The sequence below is a fragment of the Geomonas sp. RF6 genome (genome assembly GCF_021044625.1).
Classification (GTDB): Bacteria; Desulfobacterota; Desulfuromonadia; order Geobacterales; family Geobacteraceae; genus RF6.
Genome location: NZ_CP087999.1, coordinates 2,120,005 through 2,142,920 on the forward strand (window position 1 = coordinate 2,120,005; position 22,916 = coordinate 2,142,920).

General features: G+C 61.4%; 23 protein-coding genes, 1 pseudogene and 1 riboswitch. Of the genes and pseudogenes, 20 read left to right on the plus strand and 4 right to left on the minus strand.

All coding sequences use genetic code 11. From position 1 onward, the window contains the following. Nucleotides 1-10 precede the first annotated feature (10 nt). The 9 genes from fliN (at nucleotide 11) to LPW11_RS09165 (ending at nucleotide 6,963) form a co-directional block, all read left to right on the plus strand. A complete protein-coding gene (gene fliN / locus LPW11_RS09125) occupies nucleotides 11-271 on the plus strand; it encodes a flagellar motor switch protein FliN (protein ID WP_442899822.1) in 261 nt (86 codons plus the stop codon). Continuing rightward, nucleotides 268-726: a flagellar biosynthetic protein FliO gene (gene fliO / locus LPW11_RS09130; RefSeq protein WP_230997813.1), complete on the plus strand. Its 459-nt coding sequence runs from the start codon at nucleotides 268-270 to the stop codon at nucleotides 724-726. Before fliN ends, fliO begins: the two co-directional genes overlap by 4 nt. Then, the gene (gene fliP, locus LPW11_RS09135) at nucleotides 723-1,475 is read left to right on the plus strand and encodes a flagellar type III secretion system pore protein FliP (RefSeq protein WP_442899809.1); all 753 of its coding nucleotides are present in this window, start codon (nucleotides 723-725) and stop codon (nucleotides 1,473-1,475) included. The genes fliO and fliP overlap by 4 nt, the downstream gene beginning before the upstream one ends. Nucleotides 1,476-1,558: 83 nt before the next feature. Continuing rightward, nucleotides 1,559-1,828, plus strand: a complete 270-nt coding sequence (gene fliQ, locus LPW11_RS09140) for a flagellar biosynthesis protein FliQ (RefSeq protein ID WP_230997814.1) — start codon at nucleotides 1,559-1,561, stop codon at nucleotides 1,826-1,828. Then, on the plus strand, nucleotides 1,829-2,617 hold the full coding sequence (fliR, locus tag LPW11_RS09145) for a flagellar biosynthetic protein FliR (RefSeq protein ID WP_230997815.1): 789 nt from the start codon (nucleotides 1,829-1,831) through the stop codon (nucleotides 2,615-2,617). 57 nt (nucleotides 2,618-2,674) lie between these two features. Then, complete coding sequence (flhB, locus tag LPW11_RS09150; protein ID WP_230997816.1) at nucleotides 2,675-3,736, plus strand: flagellar biosynthesis protein FlhB; 1,062 nt, start codon at nucleotides 2,675-2,677, stop codon at nucleotides 3,734-3,736. A gap of 24 nt (nucleotides 3,737-3,760) precedes the next feature. Beyond that, nucleotides 3,761-4,405, plus strand: a complete 645-nt coding sequence (locus LPW11_RS09155) for a four helix bundle suffix domain-containing protein (protein ID WP_230997817.1) — start codon at nucleotides 3,761-3,763, stop codon at nucleotides 4,403-4,405. Nucleotides 4,406-4,876: 471 nt separating this feature from the next. Continuing rightward, nucleotides 4,877-6,439, plus strand: a complete 1,563-nt coding sequence (locus tag LPW11_RS09160; RefSeq protein WP_230997818.1) for a right-handed parallel beta-helix repeat-containing protein — start codon at nucleotides 4,877-4,879, stop codon at nucleotides 6,437-6,439. Nucleotides 6,440-6,615: 176 nt separating this feature from the next. Continuing rightward, on the plus strand, nucleotides 6,616-6,963 hold the full coding sequence (locus LPW11_RS09165; RefSeq protein ID WP_230997819.1) for an MGMT family protein: 348 nt from the start codon (nucleotides 6,616-6,618) through the stop codon (nucleotides 6,961-6,963). Between the two features lie 103 nt (nucleotides 6,964-7,066). On the opposite strand, the gene LPW11_RS09170 is transcribed toward LPW11_RS09165, so the two are convergent. Continuing rightward, nucleotides 7,067-8,434, minus strand: coding sequence for a sigma-54-dependent transcriptional regulator (locus tag LPW11_RS09170; RefSeq protein WP_230997820.1), 1,368 nt, complete (start codon nucleotides 8,432-8,434; stop codon nucleotides 7,067-7,069). Nucleotides 8,435-8,652: 218 nt separating this feature from the next. Continuing rightward, on the minus strand, nucleotides 8,653-10,116 hold the full coding sequence (locus tag LPW11_RS09175; RefSeq protein ID WP_230997821.1) for a sensor histidine kinase: 1,464 nt from the start codon (nucleotides 10,114-10,116) through the stop codon (nucleotides 8,653-8,655). Between the two features lie 385 nt (nucleotides 10,117-10,501). On the opposite strand from LPW11_RS09175, the gene LPW11_RS09180 reads away from it, so the two are divergent. Then, a complete protein-coding gene (locus LPW11_RS09180; RefSeq protein WP_230997822.1) occupies nucleotides 10,502-10,687 on the plus strand; it encodes a hypothetical protein in 186 nt (61 codons plus the stop codon). A 19-nt stretch (nucleotides 10,688-10,706) separates the two neighbouring features. Here LPW11_RS09180 and LPW11_RS09185 read toward each other — a convergent pair whose 3' ends face one another. After that, a complete protein-coding gene (locus tag LPW11_RS09185) occupies nucleotides 10,707-11,552 on the minus strand; it encodes an HDOD domain-containing protein (RefSeq protein WP_230997823.1) in 846 nt (281 codons plus the stop codon). 241 nt (nucleotides 11,553-11,793) lie between these two features. Between LPW11_RS09185 and yihA the strand changes: the two genes are divergently transcribed. The 10 genes and pseudogenes from yihA to LPW11_RS09235 all read left to right on the plus strand — a co-directional run bounded on the left by yihA (nucleotide 11,794) and on the right by LPW11_RS09235 (nucleotide 21,523). Next, nucleotides 11,794-12,426: a ribosome biogenesis GTP-binding protein YihA/YsxC gene (yihA, locus tag LPW11_RS09190; RefSeq protein WP_230997824.1), complete on the plus strand. Its 633-nt coding sequence runs from the start codon at nucleotides 11,794-11,796 to the stop codon at nucleotides 12,424-12,426. A 113-nt stretch (nucleotides 12,427-12,539) separates the two neighbouring features. Then, nucleotides 12,540-12,720, plus strand: a riboswitch (cobalamin riboswitch). Between the two features lie 86 nt (nucleotides 12,721-12,806). After that, nucleotides 12,807-13,328, plus strand: coding sequence for a bifunctional adenosylcobinamide kinase/adenosylcobinamide-phosphate guanylyltransferase (gene cobU / locus LPW11_RS09195; protein WP_230997825.1), 522 nt, complete (start codon nucleotides 12,807-12,809; stop codon nucleotides 13,326-13,328). 48 nt (nucleotides 13,329-13,376) lie between these two features. Continuing rightward, nucleotides 13,377-14,429 carry a nicotinate-nucleotide--dimethylbenzimidazole phosphoribosyltransferase gene (cobT, locus tag LPW11_RS09200; RefSeq protein WP_230997826.1) on the plus strand — a complete coding sequence of 351 codons (1,053 nt, stop codon included), beginning with the start codon at nucleotides 13,377-13,379 and terminating at the stop codon, nucleotides 14,427-14,429. A gap of 20 nt (nucleotides 14,430-14,449) precedes the next feature. Continuing rightward, nucleotides 14,450-15,193 carry an adenosylcobinamide-GDP ribazoletransferase gene (gene cobS, locus LPW11_RS09205; RefSeq protein WP_230997827.1) on the plus strand — a complete coding sequence of 248 codons (744 nt, stop codon included), beginning with the start codon at nucleotides 14,450-14,452 and terminating at the stop codon, nucleotides 15,191-15,193. A gap of 90 nt (nucleotides 15,194-15,283) precedes the next feature. After that, nucleotides 15,284-15,892, plus strand: coding sequence for a histidine phosphatase family protein (locus LPW11_RS09210; protein ID WP_230997828.1), 609 nt, complete (start codon nucleotides 15,284-15,286; stop codon nucleotides 15,890-15,892). Beyond that, complete coding sequence (locus LPW11_RS09215) at nucleotides 15,889-17,262, plus strand: cobyrinate a,c-diamide synthase (RefSeq protein ID WP_230997829.1); 1,374 nt, start codon at nucleotides 15,889-15,891, stop codon at nucleotides 17,260-17,262. Before LPW11_RS09210 ends, LPW11_RS09215 begins: the two co-directional genes overlap by 4 nt. Next, entirely contained in the window at nucleotides 17,259-18,566 is a 1,308-nt protein-coding gene (gene thiC, locus LPW11_RS09220) for a phosphomethylpyrimidine synthase ThiC (protein ID WP_230997830.1), read from the plus strand. Before LPW11_RS09215 ends, thiC begins: the two co-directional genes overlap by 4 nt. A gap of 254 nt (nucleotides 18,567-18,820) precedes the next feature. After that, nucleotides 18,821-19,832, plus strand: a pseudogene (locus tag LPW11_RS09225) (energy-coupling factor ABC transporter permease). Nucleotides 19,833-19,886: 54 nt separating this feature from the next. Then, nucleotides 19,887-20,645, plus strand: coding sequence for a cobalt ECF transporter T component CbiQ (gene cbiQ / locus LPW11_RS09230; RefSeq protein ID WP_230997831.1), 759 nt, complete (start codon nucleotides 19,887-19,889; stop codon nucleotides 20,643-20,645). Nucleotides 20,646-20,662: 17 nt separating this feature from the next. Further along, a complete protein-coding gene (locus LPW11_RS09235) occupies nucleotides 20,663-21,523 on the plus strand; it encodes an energy-coupling factor ABC transporter ATP-binding protein (RefSeq protein ID WP_230997832.1) in 861 nt (286 codons plus the stop codon). 169 nt (nucleotides 21,524-21,692) lie between these two features. Here the strand turns inward: LPW11_RS09235 and LPW11_RS09240 are convergent, their stop codons facing one another. Further along, complete coding sequence (locus LPW11_RS09240) at nucleotides 21,693-22,862, minus strand: IS4 family transposase (RefSeq protein WP_230996629.1); 1,170 nt, start codon at nucleotides 22,860-22,862, stop codon at nucleotides 21,693-21,695. Nucleotides 22,863-22,916 lie beyond the last annotated feature (54 nt).

Genomic DNA, 22,916 nt, shown 5'->3' on the forward strand with positions numbered 1-22,916 from the left:
CGCTCCGCAGATGAAGAACCTTGATTTCATCATGGACATCCCGCTGCAGCTCACGGTGGAACTCGGGCGCACGCGGTTGCTGGTGCGCGACGTGCTGCAGCTGAACCAGGGTTCCGTGGTGGAGCTCACGAAGCTCGCCGGCGAGCCTCTCGATGTCTTTGTGAACTCAAAGCTGGTGGCGCGCGGCGAGGCGGTGGTGGTGAACGACAAGTTCGGCATCCGTCTCCTGGACATCATCAGCCCGAACGAACGCGTGGACAAGGTGCTATGAGAAAACTCCCGATCGTAACGGCAGTGCTTGCGCTCCCCGCCACGGCGGTCGCCGCCGGAGGTCCCTTCGATCTCCTCGGCTCCGTGGTGCAGACCGTGGCCTCTCTTGCCCTGGTGATCGGCATCATACTGATAATCTACCATTTTGCCGGACGGCTCATGAAGCTCTCGCACGGTGGGAGCGCGGCTAACCGGTACATACGGGTGCTGGAAACGCGGCACCTTTCCCCGAAGAAGTCCCTCATGCTGGTGGAGGTGGGGGGGGAGTACCTCCTCCTCAGCAACAGCGGCGACGGGGTGAACTTCCTCTCCAAACTGGAGCTCCTGGAGGAGATCGAGGTCGTGGAAGAAAAAAGCGCCTCCTCCCTCATCCCCGGCCGTCTGAAGGAACGGGTGGCCGGGATGCTGCAGGAACTCCCCCTGTCGCTCGTCAAGAAAAACGGTGGTCTTGCGTGAAAATAGGAAAGATTCTTCTGCTTGTGACCCTGGCCTGCCTTGCGCTTGCCGGCGTCGCCCATGCGGAGCCGTTGTCCATTCCGACGGTGAGCGTGGGGATGGGGAAGGTCTCCAAGCCCGGAGATGTATCGACGGTGCTGCAGATCTTCTTCCTGATGACGGTGATCTCGCTGGCGCCGGGGCTTCTGATGATGACGACCTCCTTCACGAGGATAGTGGTCGTCCTCTCCTTCCTGCGCAGCGCGATGGGAACGCAGCAGGCTCCCTCGAACCAGATCGTCATCGGGCTCTCCCTCTTTTTGACCTTCTTCATCATGACGCCGGTGTGGCAGCAGGTTAACACGCAGGCGCTGCAGCCGTACAAGGCACAGACGATAACGCAGGAGGAGGCATTCAAGAGGGGGGTGGAGCCGGTGCGGCGCTTCATGCTCTCGCAGGTACGGGAGAAGGATCTCGCCCTCTTTCTCTCCCTCTCGAAGCTCCCCCGGCCGCGCAACGCGAACGACGTCCCGACGATGACGCTGATCCCGGCGTACGTGGTGAGCGAGCTGAAGACCGCGTTCCAGATCGGCTTCCTGATCTACATCCCCTTTCTCGTGCTGGACATGGTGGTGGCGAGCGTGCTCATGTCGATGGGTATGATGATGCTCCCTCCGGCGATGATCTCGCTACCCTTCAAGCTACTCCTCTTTGTGCTGGTGGACGGGTGGGGACTCGTCATCGGCTCCCTCGTCAAGAGCTTCAGCTAGCAGCACGCCGCGGGAACGGCAGTCCGGCCAGTCGGACATGCGACTGCCCTCCGTCCCGCACAACTCTACTGAAGGAGTTTTCCATGACACCTGAACTCGTATCACAGATCGGCAGGCGCAGTTTCGAGGCGGTTCTTCTCCTCTCCGCGCCCCTTCTCATATGCGCCCTCGTTGTAGGGCTCCTGATCTCCATCTTCCAGGCTGTCACCTCCATCAACGAGGCGACGCTCGCCTTTGCGCCGAAGATCGTGGCGGTGATGGTGGCTCTGGTCATATTCTTTCCGTGGATGATGACCTACATGAGCGACTTCACCCGGGAAATTTACGGCATGATCGCCAACATGAGGCATTAGGTGTTCGGCAACCTGCCGCTCACCTCGCTGGAGGCCCTCCCGGTGTTCGCCCTGGTGCTGGCGCGGGTTGCGGGGCTCTTCTCGGCGATACCGATCTTCGGGGCGCGCATCGTCCCGGCGCGGGTGAAGGCGGGGCTGGTCTTTGTCCTCTCCCTGCTCCTCTACCCGGTGATCCATCCGCAGATCCCCCCCGACTCGACCGACACCATCTCTCTCGTGCTCCTTGTCCTTGGCGAAGTGCTGATCGGGCTCACGCTCGGGTTGATGTCGCAGGCGATCTTTGCGGCGGTGGAGTTCTGCGGGCAGCTGGTGGGGACCCAGATGGGGCTCTCCATGGCCTCCCTCTTCGATCCGACCACGCAGAACAACGTCCCGACCATGGCGATGTTCCAGGGCGCGCTCGCCACTCTCCTCTTTGTCTCGCTGAATGCCCACCACATCTTCCTGCGCGGCATCGTGGAGAGCTACCAGCGCATTCCGATCGGCGGGTGGCATATGAGCGGCGGGCTCCTGCAGTTCGTGATCGAGGCCAGTACCGGCATCTTCATCATCGCGGTGAAGCTCTCCGCCCCCGTCTCGGTCGCCCTCCTCGCCACGAGCGTCGTGCTGGGGATCGTGGCGCGCGCTTTTCCGCAGATGAACGTCTTCATGGTGAGCATGCCCCTCAATATCGGGATGGGTCTCGCCCTCCTGGGGATCTCCCTCCCTGTGTTCCTGCGGGTGCTGGCAAACAGCTTCGGCGCCATGTCCGGCGAGATGACCACCATCTTCAAACTGCTCGGGAGCTGATGAGCTCCTCCCGGTCCACCGCTGCATCCTCCACCACGGGGACCCCTTTAGGAAGCCATGTCCGAGGACAAACACTCCAAAACAGAAAAACCTTCCCAAAAGAAGATAGAGGAGGCGCGAAATAAGAACGGCGCCCCGCGCAGCCGCGAGCTCTCCTCCGCCTTGTCCCTCATCGCCGCCATGATCGCCCTCTCCGGGAGTGCCGGGATGATCCTCTCGCGGCTGAAGAGCGAGTCGCGGGACATTTTCGGGGAGCTTGCCACCATAGAGGTCACTCCTTCCGGGGTCCACGCCCTGATGATCAAGGAGTTCCTGAACCTGGGGATCATGCTGGCCCCCTTCCTGATCATCATGTTCGTGGCGGCGCTCGCTGTCGACGTGGGGCAGGCGGGGATCAGCTTCAGCACGGAGAAGTTCAAGTTCGACCTGGGGAAGCTGAACCCGATGCAGGGTCTCTCCCGCCTTTTCAACAAGGACTCCCTCTTCGAGGTGGCGAAGTCGTTCGCAAAGATGGGGATCGTGGGGTACATGGCGTACCACATCATCGCCGACGAGATGGACGGGATCATCTACCTCGTGGACCAGGACCTCTCCGGTGTCATGTCCTTCATCGGGCACCTTTCCTTCAAGCTGGTGCTGCACACCTGCGGCGTTCTCCTGGTGCTGGCCGCGATCGACCTCGCCTTCGTAAAGTGGCGCTTCCTCGAGAACCTGAAGATGACGAAGCAGGAGGTGAAGGACGAGCACAAGAACACGGAAGGGGATCCGAGCGTCAAGGGGAAGATTCGCCAGAAGCAGATGCAGCTGGCGCGTCGGCGCCTGAAGCAGATCATCCCGACCGCCGACGTCGTCGTCACCAACCCGACCCACTTTGCGGTGGCGCTGAAGTACGAGCGCGGGCAGATGGGTGCGCCGAAGGTCCTGGTGAAGGGCGTTGACGAGATGGCCCAGCAGATAAAGGCGATCGCGCGGGAGGCGAAGGTCGTCCTGGTGGAGAACCGGTTTCTGGCGCGCGAGCTCTATGCGCAGGTGGAGGAAGGGGCCGAGATCCCGGAATCTCTTTACGCAGCGGTCGCCGAGGTCCTCGCGTACGTGTACGGCCTGAAGGGGAAGCGCTAGCCGAAGTTCTTTCCGGAGGGGAAGATGAGCGGCTCCGACTTGATACTGCCGCCGCATGGCGGTTACCGCAAGCTACGCAGCTTCGTCGTGGCTCTCGCCGCTTATGACGGGACGGTGATCTTCTGCGACCGTTTTGTAGACCTGCGGTCGCGGACGCACGACCAGATGGTCCAGGCGGCGCGCAGCGGACCGCAGAACATAGCGGAAGGTTCGGTGGCCTCTGCGACCTCCAAAAAGACGGAGCTGAAGCTGACCGGGGTGGCGAGGGCGAGTCTTGGGGAATTGATACGCGACTACGAGGACTACCTGACGCAGCACGGGCTGCAGGTCTGGGAGAAGGATTCGGAGAGGGTGCGCCTGATGCGGGCGCGGCTGGCGGGGAAGCTCAAGCCCGATGTGGCGCAGCCACAGCCTCCGGTTGTAAAGGGGCGGGAATGCTATGACGAGCCATTGAGGGCGGCTCTGGCGGCGATACGGAAAGGATCCTCCGAGGTGTGCGCAAATATCCTGCTGTGCCTGGCACACCAGGCGAGCTACCTCCTGCGTCGGCAGCTGGAGCGGCTGGAGCGCGACTTTCTGGAGCAGGGCGGCATCACAGAAAGGTTGTACCGCTGCAGGAAAGAGCACCGTGATAACACGAAAAAGCGCGACCCGGAGAGGCCGGAGTAGGTCGGACCAGTCGGACCAGTCGGACAGGTCGGACAGGTCGGACAGGTCGGACAGGCCACGTTGCCCGGTCTGCCTCGTCGCGTCCGAAGTTCATATTTGTGACGCACGTCACATCTTATTCGGGCACCGTTTGGTACCTTCTCTTTATCGCAAGGGCAACGACGCCCTTCATTGAAAAACCCGCCGATAGCTATCTTCCATATCAGCCCGCTGCATAGCGCAATGCTGCGAGCGACCCAACCCCGGATTTTCAAACTGCCGGGAAAACCCCCAAATTAGTAAAACCCAGCGAACGATGCAGGTGACACGGCGTGCGAGCCGCGTGACGCTTTTTGCGGCGCGCGATATTTCCGCACCCCAATCTGAAGCAACCTCAAAGGGAGACAATTGATGACCAAATGCAACACCAACGGACGTGGCTGGCGACGTATATCTTTTATGGCTTTTGCCCTGATGACTGGTCTTTCTTCTGTGGCCAGTGCTACTTACAATATCCCGGCTACCAGGAAGGTGACCTGGCAAGGTAACGTCGGCGTCCGCGGGGATGTCCCCGCCGCGACCACCATCTACACCGTTTTGAGCCCGAACGGCAGCAATGATACTGCAGCTCTCCAGACCGCCATCAACAACTGCCCCCAGGGCCAGGTAATAAAACTGAACCCCGGTACCTATAAAATATCCAGCACCCTTACGGTTCGCAAAGGCGTCGTCCTGCGCGGCTCCGGCATGGGTAGCACGATCATCAGGGGGCTTTCCGGCTTTGCCGGCAGTCAGCTTATCCTTGTCGAGCCGACTTCGTGGTCCTACTCCCTCACCAGCCCGGCTTCCGTCGCTCTTTCCGGCGGCCTTGCCAAAGGTTCGACTACTATAAATACCTCGGCGATCCACGGCTTGGCAGCGGGTGACATCATCCTTATCGACCAGGTCAACAACGGCGCCGATAACCCGCCGGTCAGCAACCAGGGGGACGGCGGGGCGTGCACCTGGTGCGGCAGGGCCTCCGGCGGCAGATCACTCGGGCAGTATGCGCGGGTAACCTCCGTGCCGTCCTCTACCTCCGCGACGTTGGAGATGCCGACCTACTGGCCGTACGATTCCACCCTCGCCCCACAGGTGGTGAAGGTCGCGGGGCAGGTCACCGGCTTCGGCATCGAGCACCTGACCTTGGACAACAGCCTGAGCGCAGCCAGGGAAGCGGCGATGCAGTGGGACAACGTGAACAGCAGCTGGGCGGTCGGCGTCGAGATGGTCAGCGCCTACAAGGAGCTTTTCAGGGTGTGGAACGGCTACCGCAACACGATCCGCAGCTGCAAGTTCCATGAGGGGAGCCCGACGACGGCGACCTCCGGGGCATCCTTCGGCGGGAACCGCGGCTACGGCATCTGGTTCAGCGGCGGCTCTGCCAACACCTTTGAAAATAACGAGTTCTACCACCTGGCACTCGCCATCACCTTCAACGGTGCGAGCTCCGGCAACGTCTTCGCCTACAACTACCTCCACGACCTGTATCACAACAGCACCTCGACCGCCGGGGCAGGGATCTCCTTCCACGGGTCCCACGCGATGATGAACCTGATCGAAGGGAACTACTCGAAGGTGTCGATGGTTGCGGACAACTACTGGGGCTCCTCCAGCAACAACACCTTCTTCAGGAACCGCGTCATCAACGAGACTGGGTTCAGCTGCAAGCAGTACGCGGTCAACATCCACGGCCGCCAGCAGTACTACAACATGATCGGCAATGTTCTCGGTACCCCCGGATTCGAAACCGCCTACGAGACGCCGCAGTCGAGCTGCGCGAAAGCGATCTACAGCTTCGCCGACGGCAGTGGACTGGCCACATCGCTGCGCCACGCCAACTGGGACAGCGTCAACAACCAGACGATGTGGAACGGCTCCGATGACCGCGTCCTCCCCGCGAGCCTCTACCTCGCAGGGAAGCCGGCATGGTGGCGGGCGGCCAATTGGCCGGTGATCGGGCCCGATCGCTCCCCGATGGCACCGTCTGCTCCGACCTGGGGTATGCCTTGGTAAGGTAAGGAACAGGTAGACAGAAAGTAAGAAGTGGAAAAAGCCAGGCACCGCCGGTCAAAGTGAGACCGGCGGTGACCTGGCTTTTTTTTCGTCAGGAGAGTCAGGCCCTGCATTGTTGACTTGCCGGTCGCGGGTTGATAGGAATGGGTGAGAAAGTCTGCGGAGGAGTTCGTCACATGGCATCTCAGATATCTTCAGCGAGCGGAAAGTATGCTGCCATCTACCGGGTGGTCTCGCTCATCCCACCTGGCCGCGTCGCCACCTACGGGCAGGTCGCGGGGCTGGCCGGAATGCCGGGGCGGGCGCGGCTCGTGGGATACGCCCTCCGCTCCCTGCCGAATCAGTCGGGGGTGCCGTGGCACCGCGTCGTCAATGCGGCAGGACGTATCAGCCTCCGCGCCGACGGCGGGGCAGAGGACGAGTTCCAAAGAGTACGCCTGGAAGCGGAAGGGATAGCGTTTGAGCGAGACGGCCGCATCCCCCTCGAGGTATTTCTGTGGCACCCGGACCCGGGCTCCCTGTGAATGACAACGGAAAGAAGGAAAAGAAAAAGCCAGCACTTCGTGATGAAGTTGCTGGCTTTCATAGTTGAACGGCACGCTTCGACCTTCCCCTCCTGGCGGAGCGTCAGCTCCCCGGTTTTGCGATGTTGAACTTCTCCAGGCGATACTGCAGCGTCTTATAGCTGATGCCGAGCAACGGCGCAGCCTTGCTGATGACCCAGTCCGCCCGCTCCATCGCCTTTATGATGAGATCGCGCTCCAGCTCCTCGATGGAGATCCCCCCTGCAGGGAACTCAAAGGGGAGATGGGTACGGGAGGGGTGTTCGTGCACTTCCGCCGGAAGATCTTCCGGCACGATGTAGTCGCTCTCGGCCATCAGCACCCCTCTCTCGATGACGCTTTCCAGCTGGCGCACGTTCCCCGGCCAGCTGTAGTCGAGAAGTATCTTCATCGCCGGCTTCGATATCCCCTTCACCGGAATGCCACAGGAGGCGCTGTATTTCTTCAGGAAGAAATCGGCAAGGGTGATGACGTCGTTGCCGCGCTCGCGCAACGGCGGCAGGGTGACCCTGATGACGTTCAGACGGTAAAAGAGGTCCTCACGGAATCCCCCTTTCTTCGTCTCCTGCTCCAGGTCCTTGTTGGTGGCGGAGATGATCCGCACGTCCACCGGAATGTTGAACTTTCCCCCGACCCGCCGGATCTCCTTTTCCTGAATGGCTCGCAAAAGCTTTGCCTGCATGGAAACCGTCATCTCCCCGATCTCGTCCAGGAAGAGGGTCCCCCCCTCTGCGGCCTCGAAAAGCCCGATCTCGCGGCTCCCCGCGCCGGTGAAGGAGCCTTTCTCGTGGCCGAAGAGCTCGCTCTCCATAAGGGAATCGGGGATCGCCGCGCAGTTGATGGCAAAGAACGGCTTTTCCCTGCGGGGGCTGCCGTCGTGGACCGCGCGGGCGACCAGCTCCTTCCCGGTCCCCGATTCGCCGTAGATCAGAACCGTCGTCTGCGTCGGCGCGATCTTGTTGATCATGCGCACCACCTCCATCATCTTCGGGTGGTCGCCGATCATGTTCGGAAGCCGCTTCGTCTCCGCGAGCTTCTTGTGCAGGACCCTGTTTTCCTTCAGGAGCGCGATGTGCTCGAAGGCGCGCTGCAGGGTGAGGATCAGGTCATCCCGCTCCAGCGGTTTCTCCAGGTAGTCGAACGCACCCTTCTTCATCGCCTCCACCGCCGAGTCGACGGTGCCGTGCGCGGTCATCATCACCACGCACTGGCGCGGCGTCTCGGCGAGCACCCGTTCCATGAGCTCCATGCCGGACATCCCCTGCATCTTCAGGTCGGTGAGGATGAGGTCGAACTCCTCCCGCTCCAGTTCCAGGAGGGCCTCCCTGGCTCCGGAGACGGCGCGGACCCGGTACCCTTCCTTGCCGAGAATGGTGCTGAGGATGTCCCGCTGCCCCTTTTCGTCGTCGACTACCAGAATGCTGCCGTTCATGCGCGCTCCTTCTATTTCATGCCATCCTCACCGGTTCCCCTTGGAAGGGAGGTGCGGGAGATGAAAAATGCTGATCTTGTGTAAGATGTAGGCCGGAATAAGCGAAGCGTTTCCGGCAACCTCGTCCGCAACGTGAATCGGCTGGCGCCGACGCCGGGAACGCCTTTGGCTTATCCCGGCCTACAAAGGCCTCCCGTCGCCTGACCGACTCGATCCTGCTACGCCGCGGAGCTCTGCGGCGCTGCTGAATCCTGGTTCTGCGCGGGCTGCTGCTCCGCGGGGAGGATGACAGTGAAGGTCGTCCCCACTCCCACGGTGCTCGCCACTTCCAGCGAACCGCCGTGTTCCTTCACGATCCTCTCGGTAATGGCGAGCCCGAGCCCGATCCCCGCTTCCTTCGTGGTGAAGTACGGCTGGAACACCTTTTCCAGGTCCTGCGGGGGGATCCCTGTTCCGGAGTCGCTGAAGGTAAGGCGGACGGTGCCGTTCTTCTCATCGAGCGTCGCGCCGAGCACGATCTTCCCGCCATCGTGCATCGACTGCGCGGCGTTGGTGATGAAGTTGGTCAGGCAGTTCCGCATGAGCTCCGGGTCCACATTTATAACGGGCAGATCCGCCGCAATTTCCCGCACGACCTCTATCTGCTGCTCCCGCAGCTTGTCCTGCAGGATCGGCATCGTCTTGTCCAGCAGGTCAGCGTACGAGATCTTTTGCCGGCGCAGCTTGAGGGGGCGCCCGTAGTTCATGAAATTCAGCACCATGTAGTTCGCCTTGCGCACCTCTTCTTTGATCGTGGAGGTGATGCTGGTGAGCTCGTCGCTGCGCCCCGGGCAAATCGGTAAAAGCTCGCTCTGCAGGTGGTCGATGGCAAGGCTTATGTAGTTCAGCGGGTTTCTTATCTCGTGGGCGATGCCGGAGGCGAGCTGCCCGACCTTGGAGAGGTGTTCCGCCTCGAAAAGCCGCTTTTCCAGAAGCTCCCTCTCCTTCAGCTTTGCAACCATCTCGTTCAGGTTCTCCGCGAGCTCCCCCATCTCGTCGCCGCTCTGGACCTGAAAGGTCACGCTCAGGTCCCCGGCGGAGACGTCCTTCACGCCGCTCGCCAGTCGATGGATCGGTGCCGTGTACCTGCGGGCGAGGAAGATGGTGAGGATCATGCCGATGACGAAGACCATGCTGGTGGCCGCGAGACGCCGCACGAAGTTCGCATGCTGGATGTCCCGGATGTTGTCCAGCAGGAGATTGACCTGTACGTAGCCAAGCTGCTCATCCCCCACGATGACCGGGACCACCAGGTCGTAGGGGTGCAGTGAGGCATTCACGGAGCTAGCTCCACCTTTGCGTGCCTTCAGCCCCTTTTCCAGCTTCTTTATCTCACGCTTCTTCCCGACCTGCGCCGGGTCGGAGGAGTTGATGATCTCCCCCTCGTTGCTGATGATGTTGATCTGGTTGATCCCCTTCGTCTTCGCCTGTTTCATGTACTCCTTCAGGCGGGACGACTCGAGCTCCGAGTCGGAGGTCAGGTCCTCGACACTGAGCTGGATCGCCTTTGATACTTCCGTGGAGCTCTCCTGGATCTCCTGCACCAGGTCGTTCTGGCTGGCCTGGTTCATCACGAAGAGGATGAGCACGGCCATGATCAGGAGGGACAGCATGATCATCACGAGCTTTGTGTTTAGTTTCATGAAGAGGAAGCTCCTGGAAAGGTGCGGGACGGCGTCGCGTGTCTCCTGCCGCACGACGTCCCCTGCGGGGCGGTTTCCGCTCGACGCGCCGGCTTCGCGACCATCGCTGGATGTGAGCTGGGTTCGCTGAGGGGAAGATTGACTGGCTGCACGGTGCCTGCCTTCGGTGTTCTTCCAGGGCAGGAGGCCCGTTTTAATGATCCGCGAGGTGCATTGTCCATCGAAATGGCGGGCGGTTTGGCCGTAACTGTGCAGAACCACCACATCTTCGCACTATACAATAGCCCCGGCCGTGAAACAAGATGTATGTCCCCGGAGGCGCTGGACAAATTCATGTTCATGAATATCATTTCTGCTGATGCGTTCGGCAAATACGGAGGGGGATATGGACTACACGGTGGAAAAGGTCTATGAGAATGTGCCGATCGAGCCGTTGGGGGGGCAGAGAGAGCGCCAGCGCAAAAAAGAAGACCCGCCGAAGCAGAAGCAACGGCGGGACAGTGTAACGATATCGGAGGAGGCGAGAAAAAGGGTCCTCGGCGAGAGCTCCGACGAAGAGACCTACGCCTGAGGCCCGGACAGGGCCAAGGTCAGGCGAAGACGGTGCGGTCCTTCTCGAACGCTTCCCGAAATATTTCCATGACCTCGTTCACCTTCTGCTCATTCATGCGCAGGAGAGCTGCCGCCTTCGAGCCGGCTACATCCAGCTCCTGCGGCTCCCTCACCCCGATCCCCAGCTTCAGGCAGAAGAGGTCCGCAAGGGAGATGACTGCCGCGAGGTTCACCACCGCTGGATCCGAGATCTCGTCGAAGTCCAGCGCATGGTGCTGCAGGACGGCGTCGGTAAGGAGCTGCGGGAAGTTCCACTTGCGGATCACGTGGGCTCCGACCTCGTCGTGCCCGAAGGGGTACAGGAGCTTCTCCCCTTCCCGGAAGGAAATCCCCTCGTTGTAGCACAGCTGCATCACGTCCTGGAACTTCCTCTTGTCCAGCGTGTTCATGATGATCTTCCCGATGTCGTGGAAGAGCCCGGCGAGGAAGGCCTCCTCCTCGTTCGCGGCCCGGGTCGCGCTGGCGATGATGCGCGCTGCCAGCCCCGCCGCAAAGGAGTGCTCCCACAGCATCTTCTCCGTGAGGCCGTACGGCTTGTACACCTGCTTCACGGATGCCGCCACCACGAGGCTGCGCAAGGTGCTGAACCCGAGGATGACGACAGCGGTCGATAGCGTCTGGATCTGGCGCTGGCACCCGTAGAAGGAGGAGTTCGATATCTTGAGGACGCGGGCGGCCACGGCAGGATCGGAAGCGACCACCTTCGCCAGTTCATCGGCGGTGGCGCTTTCGCTCTCGATCAGCTGCATCACCTTCAGTGCCACCACGGGGATGGTCGGCAGATCAACCGCCGAGTTGATTGCGGCTTCTAGTTCCTTGTTCATTGTCACGGCATACCTCTGTCTGTCTTACCTGATATGGATAACCACTTAGCTCTTTCCAACGGGAGGGTCGGGGGCAGGATGGGGTTCCATCCATCTCTTCGGAAGAAACGCCGGTAACTTGAGGAGTGACGACAGCTGCTCAGAAAATAAGATTCACCTCGAGGAAATCGCCAGCAAGCGGCGATTATCATTGAAAGCGGCGGCAACGCGCGGCTATACTGCAGAAAAAAAAGGACGGACCGTGATAGTAAAAAGCGCCCATTTCGTAAAAAGTGCCACGAGGCCAGCCCATTACCCGGAGGGGGATCTTCCGGAGATCGCCTTTGCCGGCCGCTCCAACGTCGGGAAATCCTCGCTGGTCAACGTGCTGGTAAACCGCAAGAACCTGGTGCGGACCAGCTCGACCCCCGGGCGCACCCAGCTCATCAACTTTTTCCAGGTCAACGACTGCTTCACCCTCGTCGATCTTCCCGGCTACGGCTATGCGAAGGTCCCGCTGGAGGTGAAGAAGGCGTGGCGGCCGATGATGGAGACCTACCTCTCCAAGAGACGCAACCTGCGCGGGGTCGTCCTCATTGTGGACATCCGCCGGACCCCGGTGGAGGAGGACCTGCAGATGCTCGAGTGGCTGCGTGCCTACTCCGTTCCGCCGATCGTGGTGGTCACGAAGTGCGACAAGGTCTCCAAGAACGAGCGCGCCAGGCAGACTGCCATCATCGCCGAGCGGCTGGGGGTCGAAAAGAGCGAGCTGAGCTTCTTCTCCGCCCTTTCCAAAGAGGGGAAGGACGGCATCTGGGCGCGCATCGACGCGCTCCTCGAAGTCGGCGCTGAAGGAACGGAGCAGCCGGAGAACGCGGGTATTGAAGCGTCTTGACCACCCCTTCGTCCGGAAGCTGGCTGAGACGTAAGAAAAAATGCGTGAGAAGAAGCTCAGACTCCTTTCTGTTTGACTTTGCTGGCTCCGTCTGATAGAAAACGCACAAAATTAAATACTAGAATCATTCAGGTGCCCCGAGAGGGGGTAAAAGGGAAGAGGGTGAGAATCCCTCGCTGTCCCGCAACTGTGAACGGTGATGAAAGCCGCTTTGAAGCCACTGACTATCTCGGGAAGGCGCGGCAAGTAAATTGACCCGTAAGTCAGGAAACCTGCCTGGATGCTTGCTCAAGGAACCTCCGTGGCAGAGGGCCTAAGCCAGAAATCGCACCCGCTTTCCGACTTGAGACCCGTCCTCCACCTGGAGGCGGGTCTTTTTTATGTCCAAGATCGTACTGGTAACCGGGGGGGCGCGCAGCGGCAAGAGCCGTTTTGCGGAGCAGTTGGCAGAGGGGTATCCCCCCCTGCGCGGCTATCTTGCCACCGCCGAGCCCCGTGACGCAGAGATGACGGAACGAATCGCGCGTCACCAGGAGAGGCGGGGGGCAGGATGGGAGACGGTTGAGGAGCCTCTGGAGCTTCTCGCGGCGCTCCAAAGGAACGAGGGGCGCTACAGCATCTTCCTCGTCGACTGCATCACGCTCTGGCTTTCGAACCTCCTCTTTGCTCTGGAGGGGGACGCCTCGCAGATCATTTCGCGGGTCCGGGAGCTCGCGGCGGCTTTTTCGACCTTCTCCACCCCCCTTATTCTGGTGACGAACGAAGTGGGGATGGGGATCGTGCCGGAGCATCCGCTGGCTCGCACTTTCCGAGACCTAGCGGGGGAGGCGAACCAGATCATCGCCGCCGCGGCTGATGAAGTCTACGTTTCGATTTCGGGGATGCCGCTGAAGCTGAAGTGAGCAGGACCTGCTGGTTTTATTGCGATGAAATTTTAAAGGAGGGGAGAAATGGAACTGTTACAGAATACGCTCGGCCGGATCGAGCCGGTAGAAGAGGCATTCCTCACGAAGGCGCAGGCAAAGCTCGATCAAAAGACGAAGCCGGTCGGGTCCCTCGGGCGGCTCGAAGAGGTCGCCCGCCGCGTTGCGGCAATCAGGCGCACCCTCTCCCCGGAAACAGAGAAGAAAGTCATCTACACCTTCGCCGGCGACCATGGCGTCGTCGATGAAGGGGTCTCGGCCTTTCCGAAAGAAGTCACTCCCCAGATGGTCCTCAACTTCCTCTCCGGTGGTGCCGGAGTAAATGTCCTGGCACGCCACGCCGGCGCCGAGGTGCGCGTCGTCGACATCGGCGTAGACTACGATTTCGTCCCCGCCCCGGGCCTCACCATCCGGAAGATCGCACGCGGTACCCGCAACTTCGCGAAAAATAGCGCGATGACGACGGAGGAGGCTGTCGCAGCGATCGAAGTCGGCATTTCCCTCGCCGACGAGGCGAAGCGGGAAGGGGTTGCCATGCTCGGCACCGGAGAGATGGGGATCGGAAACACCACACCTTCTTCCGCCATCATCGCCGCTCTCTCCGGGTGCTCCGTCTCCGAGGTCACCAGCCGCGGGACCGGTATCAACGACGCGGCACTGAAGCGGAAGGTCGAGGTGATCGAGGAGGCTCTCGCGCTGCACCGCCCGAACCCGGAGGATCCGCTCGAGGTGCTGGCGAAGGTCGGTGGTCTGGAAATAGCGGGCATAGCCGGTTTGGTACTCGGGGCGGCGGCAAACAGGATTCCGGTGGTGGTGGACGGCTTCATCTCCACGGCAGGAGCTCTCATCGCCTGCGAAATGCATCCCGCCGCGCGTGACTATGTCTTTGCCGCCCACTCTTCCGTGGAGGTCGGCCATGCCCTCATGCTGCAGAGAATGGGCGCCCAGCCGTTGCTCGACCTGAAGCTTCGCCTCGGCGAAGGGACAGGCGCGGCTCTCGCCATGTCTCTCATCGAGGCGGGGGTAAAGGTCCTGAACGAGATGGCGACATTTGACGAGGCCGGAGTCAGCGCAGGGTAGAGGTCCGGAGGGGTAAGACGATGAGGTTTTTCGTCATCGCATTCCAGTTTCTGACCATCGTGCCGCTTCCCTTTGCGGTGCGTTGCGATGACGATGATCTCGGGCGCTCCATGGCCGTCTTCCCGCTCGTCGGGCTGGTCATCGGCGCGCTCCTCGTCTGCGCCGACTACCTCATGGGGGCGCTGCTGCCGCGGTCTGTTGGGGATCTGATACTCGTGGCCCTCTGCACCGTGGTGACCGGCGGATTGCACCTCGACGGCCTCGCCGATGTCTGCGATGGGCTCGCGGCGCGGGGCTCGCGGGAGAGGTTTCTCGAGGTCATGAAGGACCCGCGGGTGGGGGCGGTGGGGGGCGCTGCGCTGGTGCTGGCGCTTCTTTTGAAGTATCAGGCCCTCCTGGCGCTACCCCTCCCTTGCAAGCGGCAGGTGCTCCTCTTCTTCCCGCTGGTGGCGCGGTTCTCCCAGGTGCTGATGACCGTGGGGGCGCAGCGGGCGCGGCGGGACGGGCTGGGGTCGCTCTTCATCGGCGGCGCGGGATGGGGGCAGCTCGCGGTCGCTGGCGTCAGCACTCTCGGCATCGGTCTTTTCCTCTTCGGGCTCAACGGAATCTACTGCGTCGCGGCGCTTGCGGCTTTGACCTGGAGCATGAAATCGTGGGCTCACAGGAGGCTGGGCGGGATCACCGGAGACGTCATCGGGTGTAACAGCGAGCTCAACGAGATCGGCTGCCTCCTGGTGATGCTGATGCTGGTCGGCGGGCGGTAGAGAAACTGGTTAGGCATCTGAAGTTGTAGGCCGGAATAAGCGCAGCGTTTCCGGCATCTCCATTTCCACCATATCATGAGGAGCCGGCACATGACCCCGAAGACGAGAATCCATCTGATCCGCCACGGCGAGGTCAACCCGGCGCACCGCTACAACGGCCAGCGCGATGTCCCCCTCTCCGATCGAGGCGTGGAGCAGTACCACCTGCTCAAGCCGCGGCTGGAAAAGGCGAAGATCACCGCCTGCTACACCAGCGACCTCACCCGCTGCATCCAGGGGGGCGACATCCTCGCCGGCCACCTGGGGATCACGCCGGTGCCGGTGAGTGCGCTCAGGGAACTGAACGTCGGCGAGTGGGAAGGACTGTCTCTCGCCGATATACAGGAAAACCGCCCCGGCGAGCTCGAGGAGCGCCTGGCGGACCCCGTCAATTTCCGCATGCCGAAAGGGGAGACCCTGGTGGAGCTTTCGGAGCGGGTGATGCCAGGATTCCGCGAGATAGTGGAGCGGCATCGGGGCGAGGAGGTACTGGTGGTGGCCCATGGCGGCGTCAACCGCGTCATTCTCCTGCACGCCATCGGTGCCCCCCTTGGCGCCCTTTTCAACATCGCGCAGGACTACTGCTGCCTCAACATCATCGACTACTATGCCGACGGCAATGCAGTGGTGAAACTTCTTAACGGCGGAGCAAGAGAGTGACCAGCGCCATCGTCATCGCCGCGCCCCACAGCGGCTGCGGCAAAACCACCGTTTCCTTAGGGATCATGGAGGCACTGAAGCGGCGCGGCCTGCGGATCGCTCCCTTCAAGACGGGGCCTGACTTCATCGACCCCGGCTACCACCGCGCCGTGACCGGGACCGCGTCCGTCAACCTCGACGGCTGGATGTGCCCGACTTCCTTTATTAGCGACACCTACGCCCATCATGCCGCTGCCGCCGACGTGGCTGTCATCGAAGGCGCCATGGGGCTTTTCGACGGTATCGGAGGCTCATCGGAGGCGGGGAGCACGGCGCAGGTCGCCAAAATTATCGGTGCGCCGGTACTTCTGGTGGTGGACGGCCGAAGCCAGGGGCGCAGCGCCGCTGCACTGGTGCACGGCTTCACCACCTTCGACCCAGCGTTGAAGGTGTGCGGGGTGATCTTCAACAACGTGGGGAGCGAGAATCACGAAAAGGTCCTGCGCGAGGCGCTTCTTGCCTCCAACCCCGACCTGCCGGTCCTCGGCTGCCTGCCCCGGGACCCTTTCCTGGCGATACCCTCCCGCCACCTCGGACTGGTCACCGCCGAGGACAATCCGCTCTCCCCCGACTTTCTCGGCCGCCTCGCCGAGGTGATTGAGCGCCACATCGATCTGGACCGTCTGCTGAAAGTGTCGGCCGCCGCGCCCCGACCTGTCCTGGGCTCTCCTGCTGTCCCGGCCAGCGACGTGGAGCTTGCGGTCGCGCGGGATGCGGCATTCTGCTTCGTGTACGAAGACAACCTGCGCCTCCTGCAGAAAGCGGGGGCGCGGTTGAAGGAATTCTCGCCGCTGGAGGATTCGGCACTTCCGGAAGGGGTATCCGGGATCTACCTCCCCGGTGGCTACCCCGAGCTCTTCGCCTCGCACCTCTCCAGAAATCACGCCATGGCAGGTGCCATCAGGGATGCGGTGGAGGCGGGGATGCCGGTGTACGCCGAGTGCGGCGGCTTTATCTACCTCACCGACGGCGTCCTGGCGGACGGGGTGACGGAGCGTTTCGTGGGGGTCTATCCGGTGCAGGCCAGGATGCTGCCGCGTCGCAAGGCGCTCGGCTACCGCGAGGTCACCTTCGCCCGCGACGGGCTCCTCGGCGATACCGGAACGACCGCACGCGGACACGAATTCCACTACTCCGAAATGGACGCGGTTCCGGACCGCGTCGAGCGTCTCTACTCAGTGCGCCGCAAAGGGGTGTCGCTCGGGAGCGAAGGGTTCCTGTACAAAAATTGCCTCGCCTCCTACATCCATCTCCACTTCGGCAGCGCTCCGGGGCTGGCCGCCAGCTTTGTCGACTCCTGCAGGGAGTACCGCGAAAGGATTACCAGATGAAGACCCAGATCGAGCTAGCACGCGCAGGGATAATCAGCGAGCAGATGGCGGCAGTCGCCCAAAACGAAGGCGTGTCTCCCGAATTCGTACGGGAGAAGACGGCGCAGGGGCGGATCGTCATCCCCTGGAACAGCGTGAGGAAGCCGAAAGCGGTCGGTATCGGGGAAGGGCTGCGGACGAAGGTGAACGCCTCCATCGGCACCTCTTCGGACATCATCGACTACGCCTCCGAGGTCGCCAAGGCCCGTGCCGCAGAGGAATCAGGCGCCGATACCCTCATGGAGCTCTCGGTCGGCGGCGATCTCGACCGGGTGCGGCGCGAGGTGATCGCGGCGGTCGACCTGCCGGTAGGAAACGTCCCGCTGTACCAGGCGTTTTGCGAGGCGAGCCGCAAGTACGGCAACCCCAACAAGCTGGACGACGAGATGCTCTTCGACATCATCGAGCGGCAGTGCGCCGACGGCATGGCCTTCATGGCGGTGCACTGCGGCATCAACCTGTACACCCTGGAGCGCCTGAAGCGCCAGGGGTACCGCTACGGCGGCCTCGTCTCGAAGGGTGGGGTGAGCATGGCGGCGTGGATGCTGGCGACGGGGCGTGAGAACCCGCTGTACGAGCAGTTCGACAGGGTGGTGGGGATCCTCAAGAAGTACGACACGGTCCTCTCCCTCGGAAACGGGCTGCGGGCCGGGGCGATCCACGACTCCAGCGACCGCGCCCAGATCCAGGAGCTCCTCATCAACTGCGAGCTTGCCGAGCTGGGGCGCGAGATGGGGTGCCAGATGCTGGTGGAGGGGCCGGGACACGTGCCGCTCGACGAGATCGAGGGGAACATAAAGCTGCAAAAGAGGATGAGCGGCGGAGCACCGTATTACATGCTCGGTCCGATTGCCACCGACGTCGCGCCCGGCTTCGACCACATCACCGCGGCAATAGGAGCTGCGCAATCCTCCCGCTACGGCGCGGATCTCATCTGCTACATCACCCCCGCCGAGCACCTGGCGCTCCCCAACGAGGAGGATGTCCGTATGGGGGTGAAGGCTGCGAAAATCGCGGCGTACATCGGGGACATGAACAAATACCCGGAGCGTGGCAGGGAGCGGGACAAGGAGATGAGCAAGGCGCGACGGGATCTGGACTGGCAGCGCCAGTTCGAGCTTGCGCTCTTCCCGCACGACGCCGCAGCGATTCGGGCAAGCCGGACCCCGGAGGACGAGAGCACCTGCACCATGTGCGGAGATTTCTGCGCCTCCCGCGGTGCGGCGAAACTCTTTGCGGGTGATCTGGCAGGAGACAAGATCTAGCTGCAGATGATGGGATTTCGTCGCGGTCCTGTCCCCTCCGTTAACGTCGGCCGGACCGTCCCCTCCCCCCTTGCGGGGGAGGGACAGGGTGGGGGAGAAGGTGCCCCCAGTCCAGCAGATGGCAGCTTCACCCACCCCCTGTCCCCCTCCCGTCAAGGGAGGGGGTACCTTCCTCACGCTGGCTCCCCGGTATTTGCGGATGAGCAATAAAAGAGGGGGGGACGCGAAGCCGCCACCACGGTTATGGAGAACTGATGAATTTAATTACGGCACTGCTGCTATTTCTCATAGCCGCTACCCCCGCTCACGCCATGCATATCTCGGAGGGAATCCTCCCGTTCTCCTGGGCTATTGCCTGGAGTGCAGCGGCGCTCCCCTTCGTTGCTCTCGGTGTCAGGCGGCTCACCGCTTTGGCGCGGGAAGATCTCTCCATGAAGCCGCTGGTGGGGATGCTGGCGGCCGTCGTCTTCATAATCTCCTGCATGCCGATACCGGTCCCGACAGCCGGGACCTGCTCTCACCCTTGCGGCACCGGGATCGCCGCGATACTCGCCGGTCCGCTCCTGAGCGTGCTGATATCGGCGGTCGCTCTCCTGATCCAGGCGCTCTTTCTGGCGCACGGCGGCCTCTCGACACTCGGCGCGAACGTCTTCTCCATGGGGGTGGTCGGCTCCTTCGCGGCATTCGCCGTGTTCAAAACGGTCCGCAGGGCGGGCGGCTCTCTTGCTGTCGCCGCTTTCCTAGCCGGCATCGCCGCCGACTGGTTCACCTATGCGGCGACCTCGTTTGTGCTTGCCAGCGGGATTCGGGGGGATGCGCCCCTCATGCCCCTCTTCGTGAAAGTGCTCCTTGCCTTCGTCCCGACGCAGCTGCCGATCGGCATCCTGGAGGGAGCCGTGACGGCGGGGATGGTGACTCTTCTTTCCCAGAAGCGCCCGGATCTTCTGATACGGATGCGGGTCTTGAAAGCGGGGGAGGTGTCCACGAATGGCTGAGAAAAGAGGGAGGGGAAAAAGGGGCTTCATGCGTCTTGCGCTTGTGCCGAGTCTCCTTTTGGCGTTTTACTTCTTCACCTCGGCTCCGAAAGCGTACACCGGCGTCGATGAGGCGGTGGTGGAAAAGATCGCGAGGGAACATGGGCGGGAGGCATCGCGGCCGCTCTTCGATCCGGGGGAGGGTGATCTCCTGCTCTTCCTATTCCTGGCCGCCGGCGCAGCAGGCGGCTTTATCGCCGGGTACTACTGGCGGGACCTCATGCGCAAATGACGAAGGGAGGCAGTTCCTGCCTTCGCCCAAAACTATTTCACTCGCAGGTAAACCATGCACCACCACTTTTCCGATGTAAAGAGCCGTCCCGCACATCGCCTGTGCCGCGCGGATGCCAGGGTGAAGGTCGTCACCGCCGTCGTGCTCCTGGTTATGGTGATCAGCTGCAAAGGGATTGTCTTCCCCCTGCTGGTGGCGCTTTTTTCACTCGGGCTCTGTTTCCACCTGGGAGTACCAGCAAAAAGGGTGCTGCTCCGCTTCGCCGAGCCGGCCTTCATCGCCTGCACTCTCTTGCTGCTGAAGATATTCTGCGCCGGGAAGGTTCCCCTCTTCACCCTGCACCTTTGGGGGCTGGAGGTGCTCGCACATCGGGACGGTCTCCTCGAGGGGGCGGTGATTGCCAGCCGCATTGCAGGGGGCGTATCGGTGCTGGCGGTTGTGGGGTACTCCACCCAGTTCACCGAGCTCATGGCGGCGCTCTCCTGGCTCAAGGTGCCGAAGGTCTTTCTGGAGATCTCGCTCTTTGCCTGGCGCTACCTTTTCCTCCTCCTCGACGACGCACATGTCGTGTACAGTGCGCAGAAAAACCGCCTCGGCTATGCCGGGTACCGTCGGGGGCTCCGCTCGTTCGGGACACTCGCGGGAGTGCTCGTGCTGAAGGCGTTCGACAGCAGCCAGAGCATGACCACCGCCATGGTGCAGCGAGGGTACACCGGGGAACTGCCGATGCTGCAGCACCATCCTTTCGTGGCCGCGGAGGTCCTCTTCTCCGTCCTCCTGGTCTCCGGGATGGCTGTGCTGCGCTCTCTCTAACTTCAACGGGAATCTTGATGGAAAAGCCGCAACGTCTCTCGGTCGACATAAAACGGTTCGCATACCCGGACGGCAGCGTCGCGCTCGCCGATATCCAACTCTCCATTACGGAGGGGGAATTCGCAGGGATCCTCGGCTCCAACGGCTCCGGCAAGACCACCCTTCTGAAGGTCATGGACGGGCTCATCAAGGGGTACGAAGGGGAGTCGCGCCTGGACGGCGTGAACGTGCTGCGTCTCCATCCGCGCGAGATCTATGCAAAGATGGGGCTCGTCTTCCAGAACCCCGATGACCAGCTCTTCGCGCATTCGGTCTTTGAGGACACCGCCTTCGGGCCCCGCAACATGGGGTGCGCGGAGAACGAGGTCCGCCAGAGGGTGGAGGAGGCGCTGTACAGCGTTGATATGGCGGAGTATGCGGGGAAGGCGATACAGCATCTGAGCTACGGCCAGAAGAAAAGGGTGTGCATCGCGGGGCTTCTCGCGATGGGGCACGGGATTCTCCTTCTGGACGAGCCGACGGCGGGGCTCGACCCGATGGGGGAGTACCGCATGATGGAGCTCCTGACGCGACTCAACAGGGAGCGCGGCGTGACTGTGGTGATGGCTACCCACAGCGTCGACCTGGTCCCCGTTTTCCTGCACAGGCTGCACATTCTCAGCCGTGGCAGGCTGGTGCGGGGAGGGACTCCGGAGGAGGTCTTCACCGCGCCCGAGGAGTTGCACAGCGTCAAGCTGCGGCTCCCGCACATCGCGGAGCTTATCTACCGGCTGAAGCACGAGGAGAAACTACCGTTCCGAAGGATCCCCCTCACGGTGGGGGCGGCCCGGCGGGAGATCGTGGAGGCCATGAGGGGTGTGCCGGAAGGGGCGTGGTAGTTTGGCGCTGAGCTGAAGAGAAAAAAGGCGCAAAGGGTACTGAGGGGATAGCCCCCGCCCTTTGCGCCTTTTCTTTTGTCGTTCCGGTCATTTAGGCCGGTCGCATAACGAAGAACCGCCCCCTCACGTTCCCCCCTTTGCGAAGGGGGGACAGGGCAGCGTTGTCCGGTTAGGTTTTTGCTTTGCGTCGTTTCTGCTTTTTTCGGTTTTTTTTGGCCTCATTTTTTCGCAGTCTAGAGGCTTCAGCTGCCATTCCAGCAGCTTCACTAGCGATTTTGTTTCTTAGCTCTCTGACACGATTGATGCTCACCCGCTCGTTATGCTGTTCTTGGCAGTAAATGGCCAGGAGAAGGTAAGTGATAAGTCCACTAAGGACCTGCACCATCACGCCATACTGGCTTCTGGCGATTAAGTGGTAGACGTTGAGGTATCGTTTCCACCAGCCAAAGAAGGTCTCTATGTTCCAACGTAGTTTGTAGGCTTCGGCCACCTGTTCAGCGGTAAGGTCATAGCGGTTTGTCGCAACCCAGTATTCCTTTCGGTCAACGCGATAGCCAACTACTCGGAGCTCTTTCTGCCCTTCAGTGAGCCCCTTCTTGCCCAGAATAACGATGGCGTCATAAAAGACGATGTCACTGTGCGGAAGAGGATTTTGACGGACGACCTTCTTTCTGGCTCTCTGCTGGATGCGGCAGATAAAGAGTTTGCCGTCTTCTTGCCACTGATCGAAGTCGGCGTTGCATTGGTACCCTCGATCAAGGACAGCAGTTTCGCCAGGCTGGAGGATACGGTCTACATACTGCCGCTCCACCTGGTTAGCGTCAGTCACGACCACACTCGTCGGCACACCACGGTTCAGATCAAGGCCTACGTGGGCTTTGGCTTTATTGTGAGTGCTTGAGTACTGCGCCCAATCCATGGACATCAAAGCGTCGATGACAGATCCATCGATGCCAACAAGGTTGCCAAGTTCTGCGTGTTGGGCGGGAATGACTTTGCGAGCCTCTTTCGCCAGTGCTCCAAAGATTTCAGTGAGTTGTTCGAGTCCACGTGTGTTGATAGCCTCAAAAAAGGCGGATTTTTTAACGCCTTTAGGTGGCGCAACACATTCCTTGGCGAAATTGTCCTGTTCCAGGGCCTGGATCAGTTCTCTTCCAGAAGAGAATTCCTGGAGATGGTAGTAGACAAGGGCCTTTAGCTGATCGTCGAATGACAGTTGCAACGGTCGGTAACCTCTCGATGTAAGTGGAGAAACAGGGGTGCATGATCTCTTTACTGGGTCGAGAAGTCTATTAAATTCATAAGGATTCTGCGGCTTTTGTCTGCTGAAGGGACGCATGTCGTAACCACTCCCGAATTACGTAGTTACGAACGCGGCGCGCGCCACCCTTCA

Bases quoted from the DNA above. Each gene is read 5' to 3' on its own strand.
- cobU (WP_230997825.1), top strand. From the start codon at position 12,807: ATGTCCAAGATCGTACTGGTAACCGGGGGGGCGCGCAGCGGCAAGAGC.
- LPW11_RS09235 (WP_230997832.1), top strand. From the start codon at position 20,663: ATGGAAAAGCCGCAACGTCTCTCGGTCGACATAAAACGGTTCGCATAC.
- cbiQ (WP_230997831.1), top strand. From the start codon at position 19,887: ATGCACCACCACTTTTCCGATGTAAAGAGCCGTCCCGCACATCGCCTG.
- LPW11_RS09210 (WP_230997828.1), top strand. From the start codon at position 15,284: ATGACCCCGAAGACGAGAATCCATCTGATCCGCCACGGCGAGGTCAAC.
- LPW11_RS09240 (WP_230996629.1), bottom strand. From the start codon at position 22,862: ATGCGTCCCTTCAGCAGACAAAAGCCGCAGAATCCTTATGAATTTAAT.
- thiC (WP_230997830.1), top strand. From the start codon at position 17,259: ATGAAGACCCAGATCGAGCTAGCACGCGCAGGGATAATCAGCGAGCAG.
- LPW11_RS09175 (WP_230997821.1), bottom strand. From the start codon at position 10,116: ATGAAACTAAACACAAAGCTCGTGATGATCATGCTGTCCCTCCTGATC.
- LPW11_RS09185 (WP_230997823.1), bottom strand. From the start codon at position 11,552: ATGAACAAGGAACTAGAAGCCGCAATCAACTCGGCGGTTGATCTGCCG.
- cobT (WP_230997826.1), top strand. From the start codon at position 13,377: ATGGAACTGTTACAGAATACGCTCGGCCGGATCGAGCCGGTAGAAGAG.
- LPW11_RS09170 (WP_230997820.1), bottom strand. From the start codon at position 8,434: ATGAACGGCAGCATTCTGGTAGTCGACGACGAAAAGGGGCAGCGGGAC.
- LPW11_RS09180 (WP_230997822.1), top strand. From the start codon at position 10,502: ATGGACTACACGGTGGAAAAGGTCTATGAGAATGTGCCGATCGAGCCG.
- LPW11_RS09155 (WP_230997817.1), top strand. From the start codon at position 3,761: ATGAGCGGCTCCGACTTGATACTGCCGCCGCATGGCGGTTACCGCAAG.
- flhB (WP_230997816.1), top strand. From the start codon at position 2,675: ATGTCCGAGGACAAACACTCCAAAACAGAAAAACCTTCCCAAAAGAAG.
- fliQ (WP_230997814.1), top strand. From the start codon at position 1,559: ATGACACCTGAACTCGTATCACAGATCGGCAGGCGCAGTTTCGAGGCG.
- cobS (WP_230997827.1), top strand. From the start codon at position 14,450: ATGAGGTTTTTCGTCATCGCATTCCAGTTTCTGACCATCGTGCCGCTT.
- fliO (WP_230997813.1), top strand. From the start codon at position 268: ATGAGAAAACTCCCGATCGTAACGGCAGTGCTTGCGCTCCCCGCCACG.
- fliN (WP_442899822.1), top strand. From the start codon at position 11: ATGAAGAACCTTGATTTCATCATGGACATCCCGCTGCAGCTCACGGTG.
- LPW11_RS09165 (WP_230997819.1), top strand. From the start codon at position 6,616: ATGGCATCTCAGATATCTTCAGCGAGCGGAAAGTATGCTGCCATCTAC.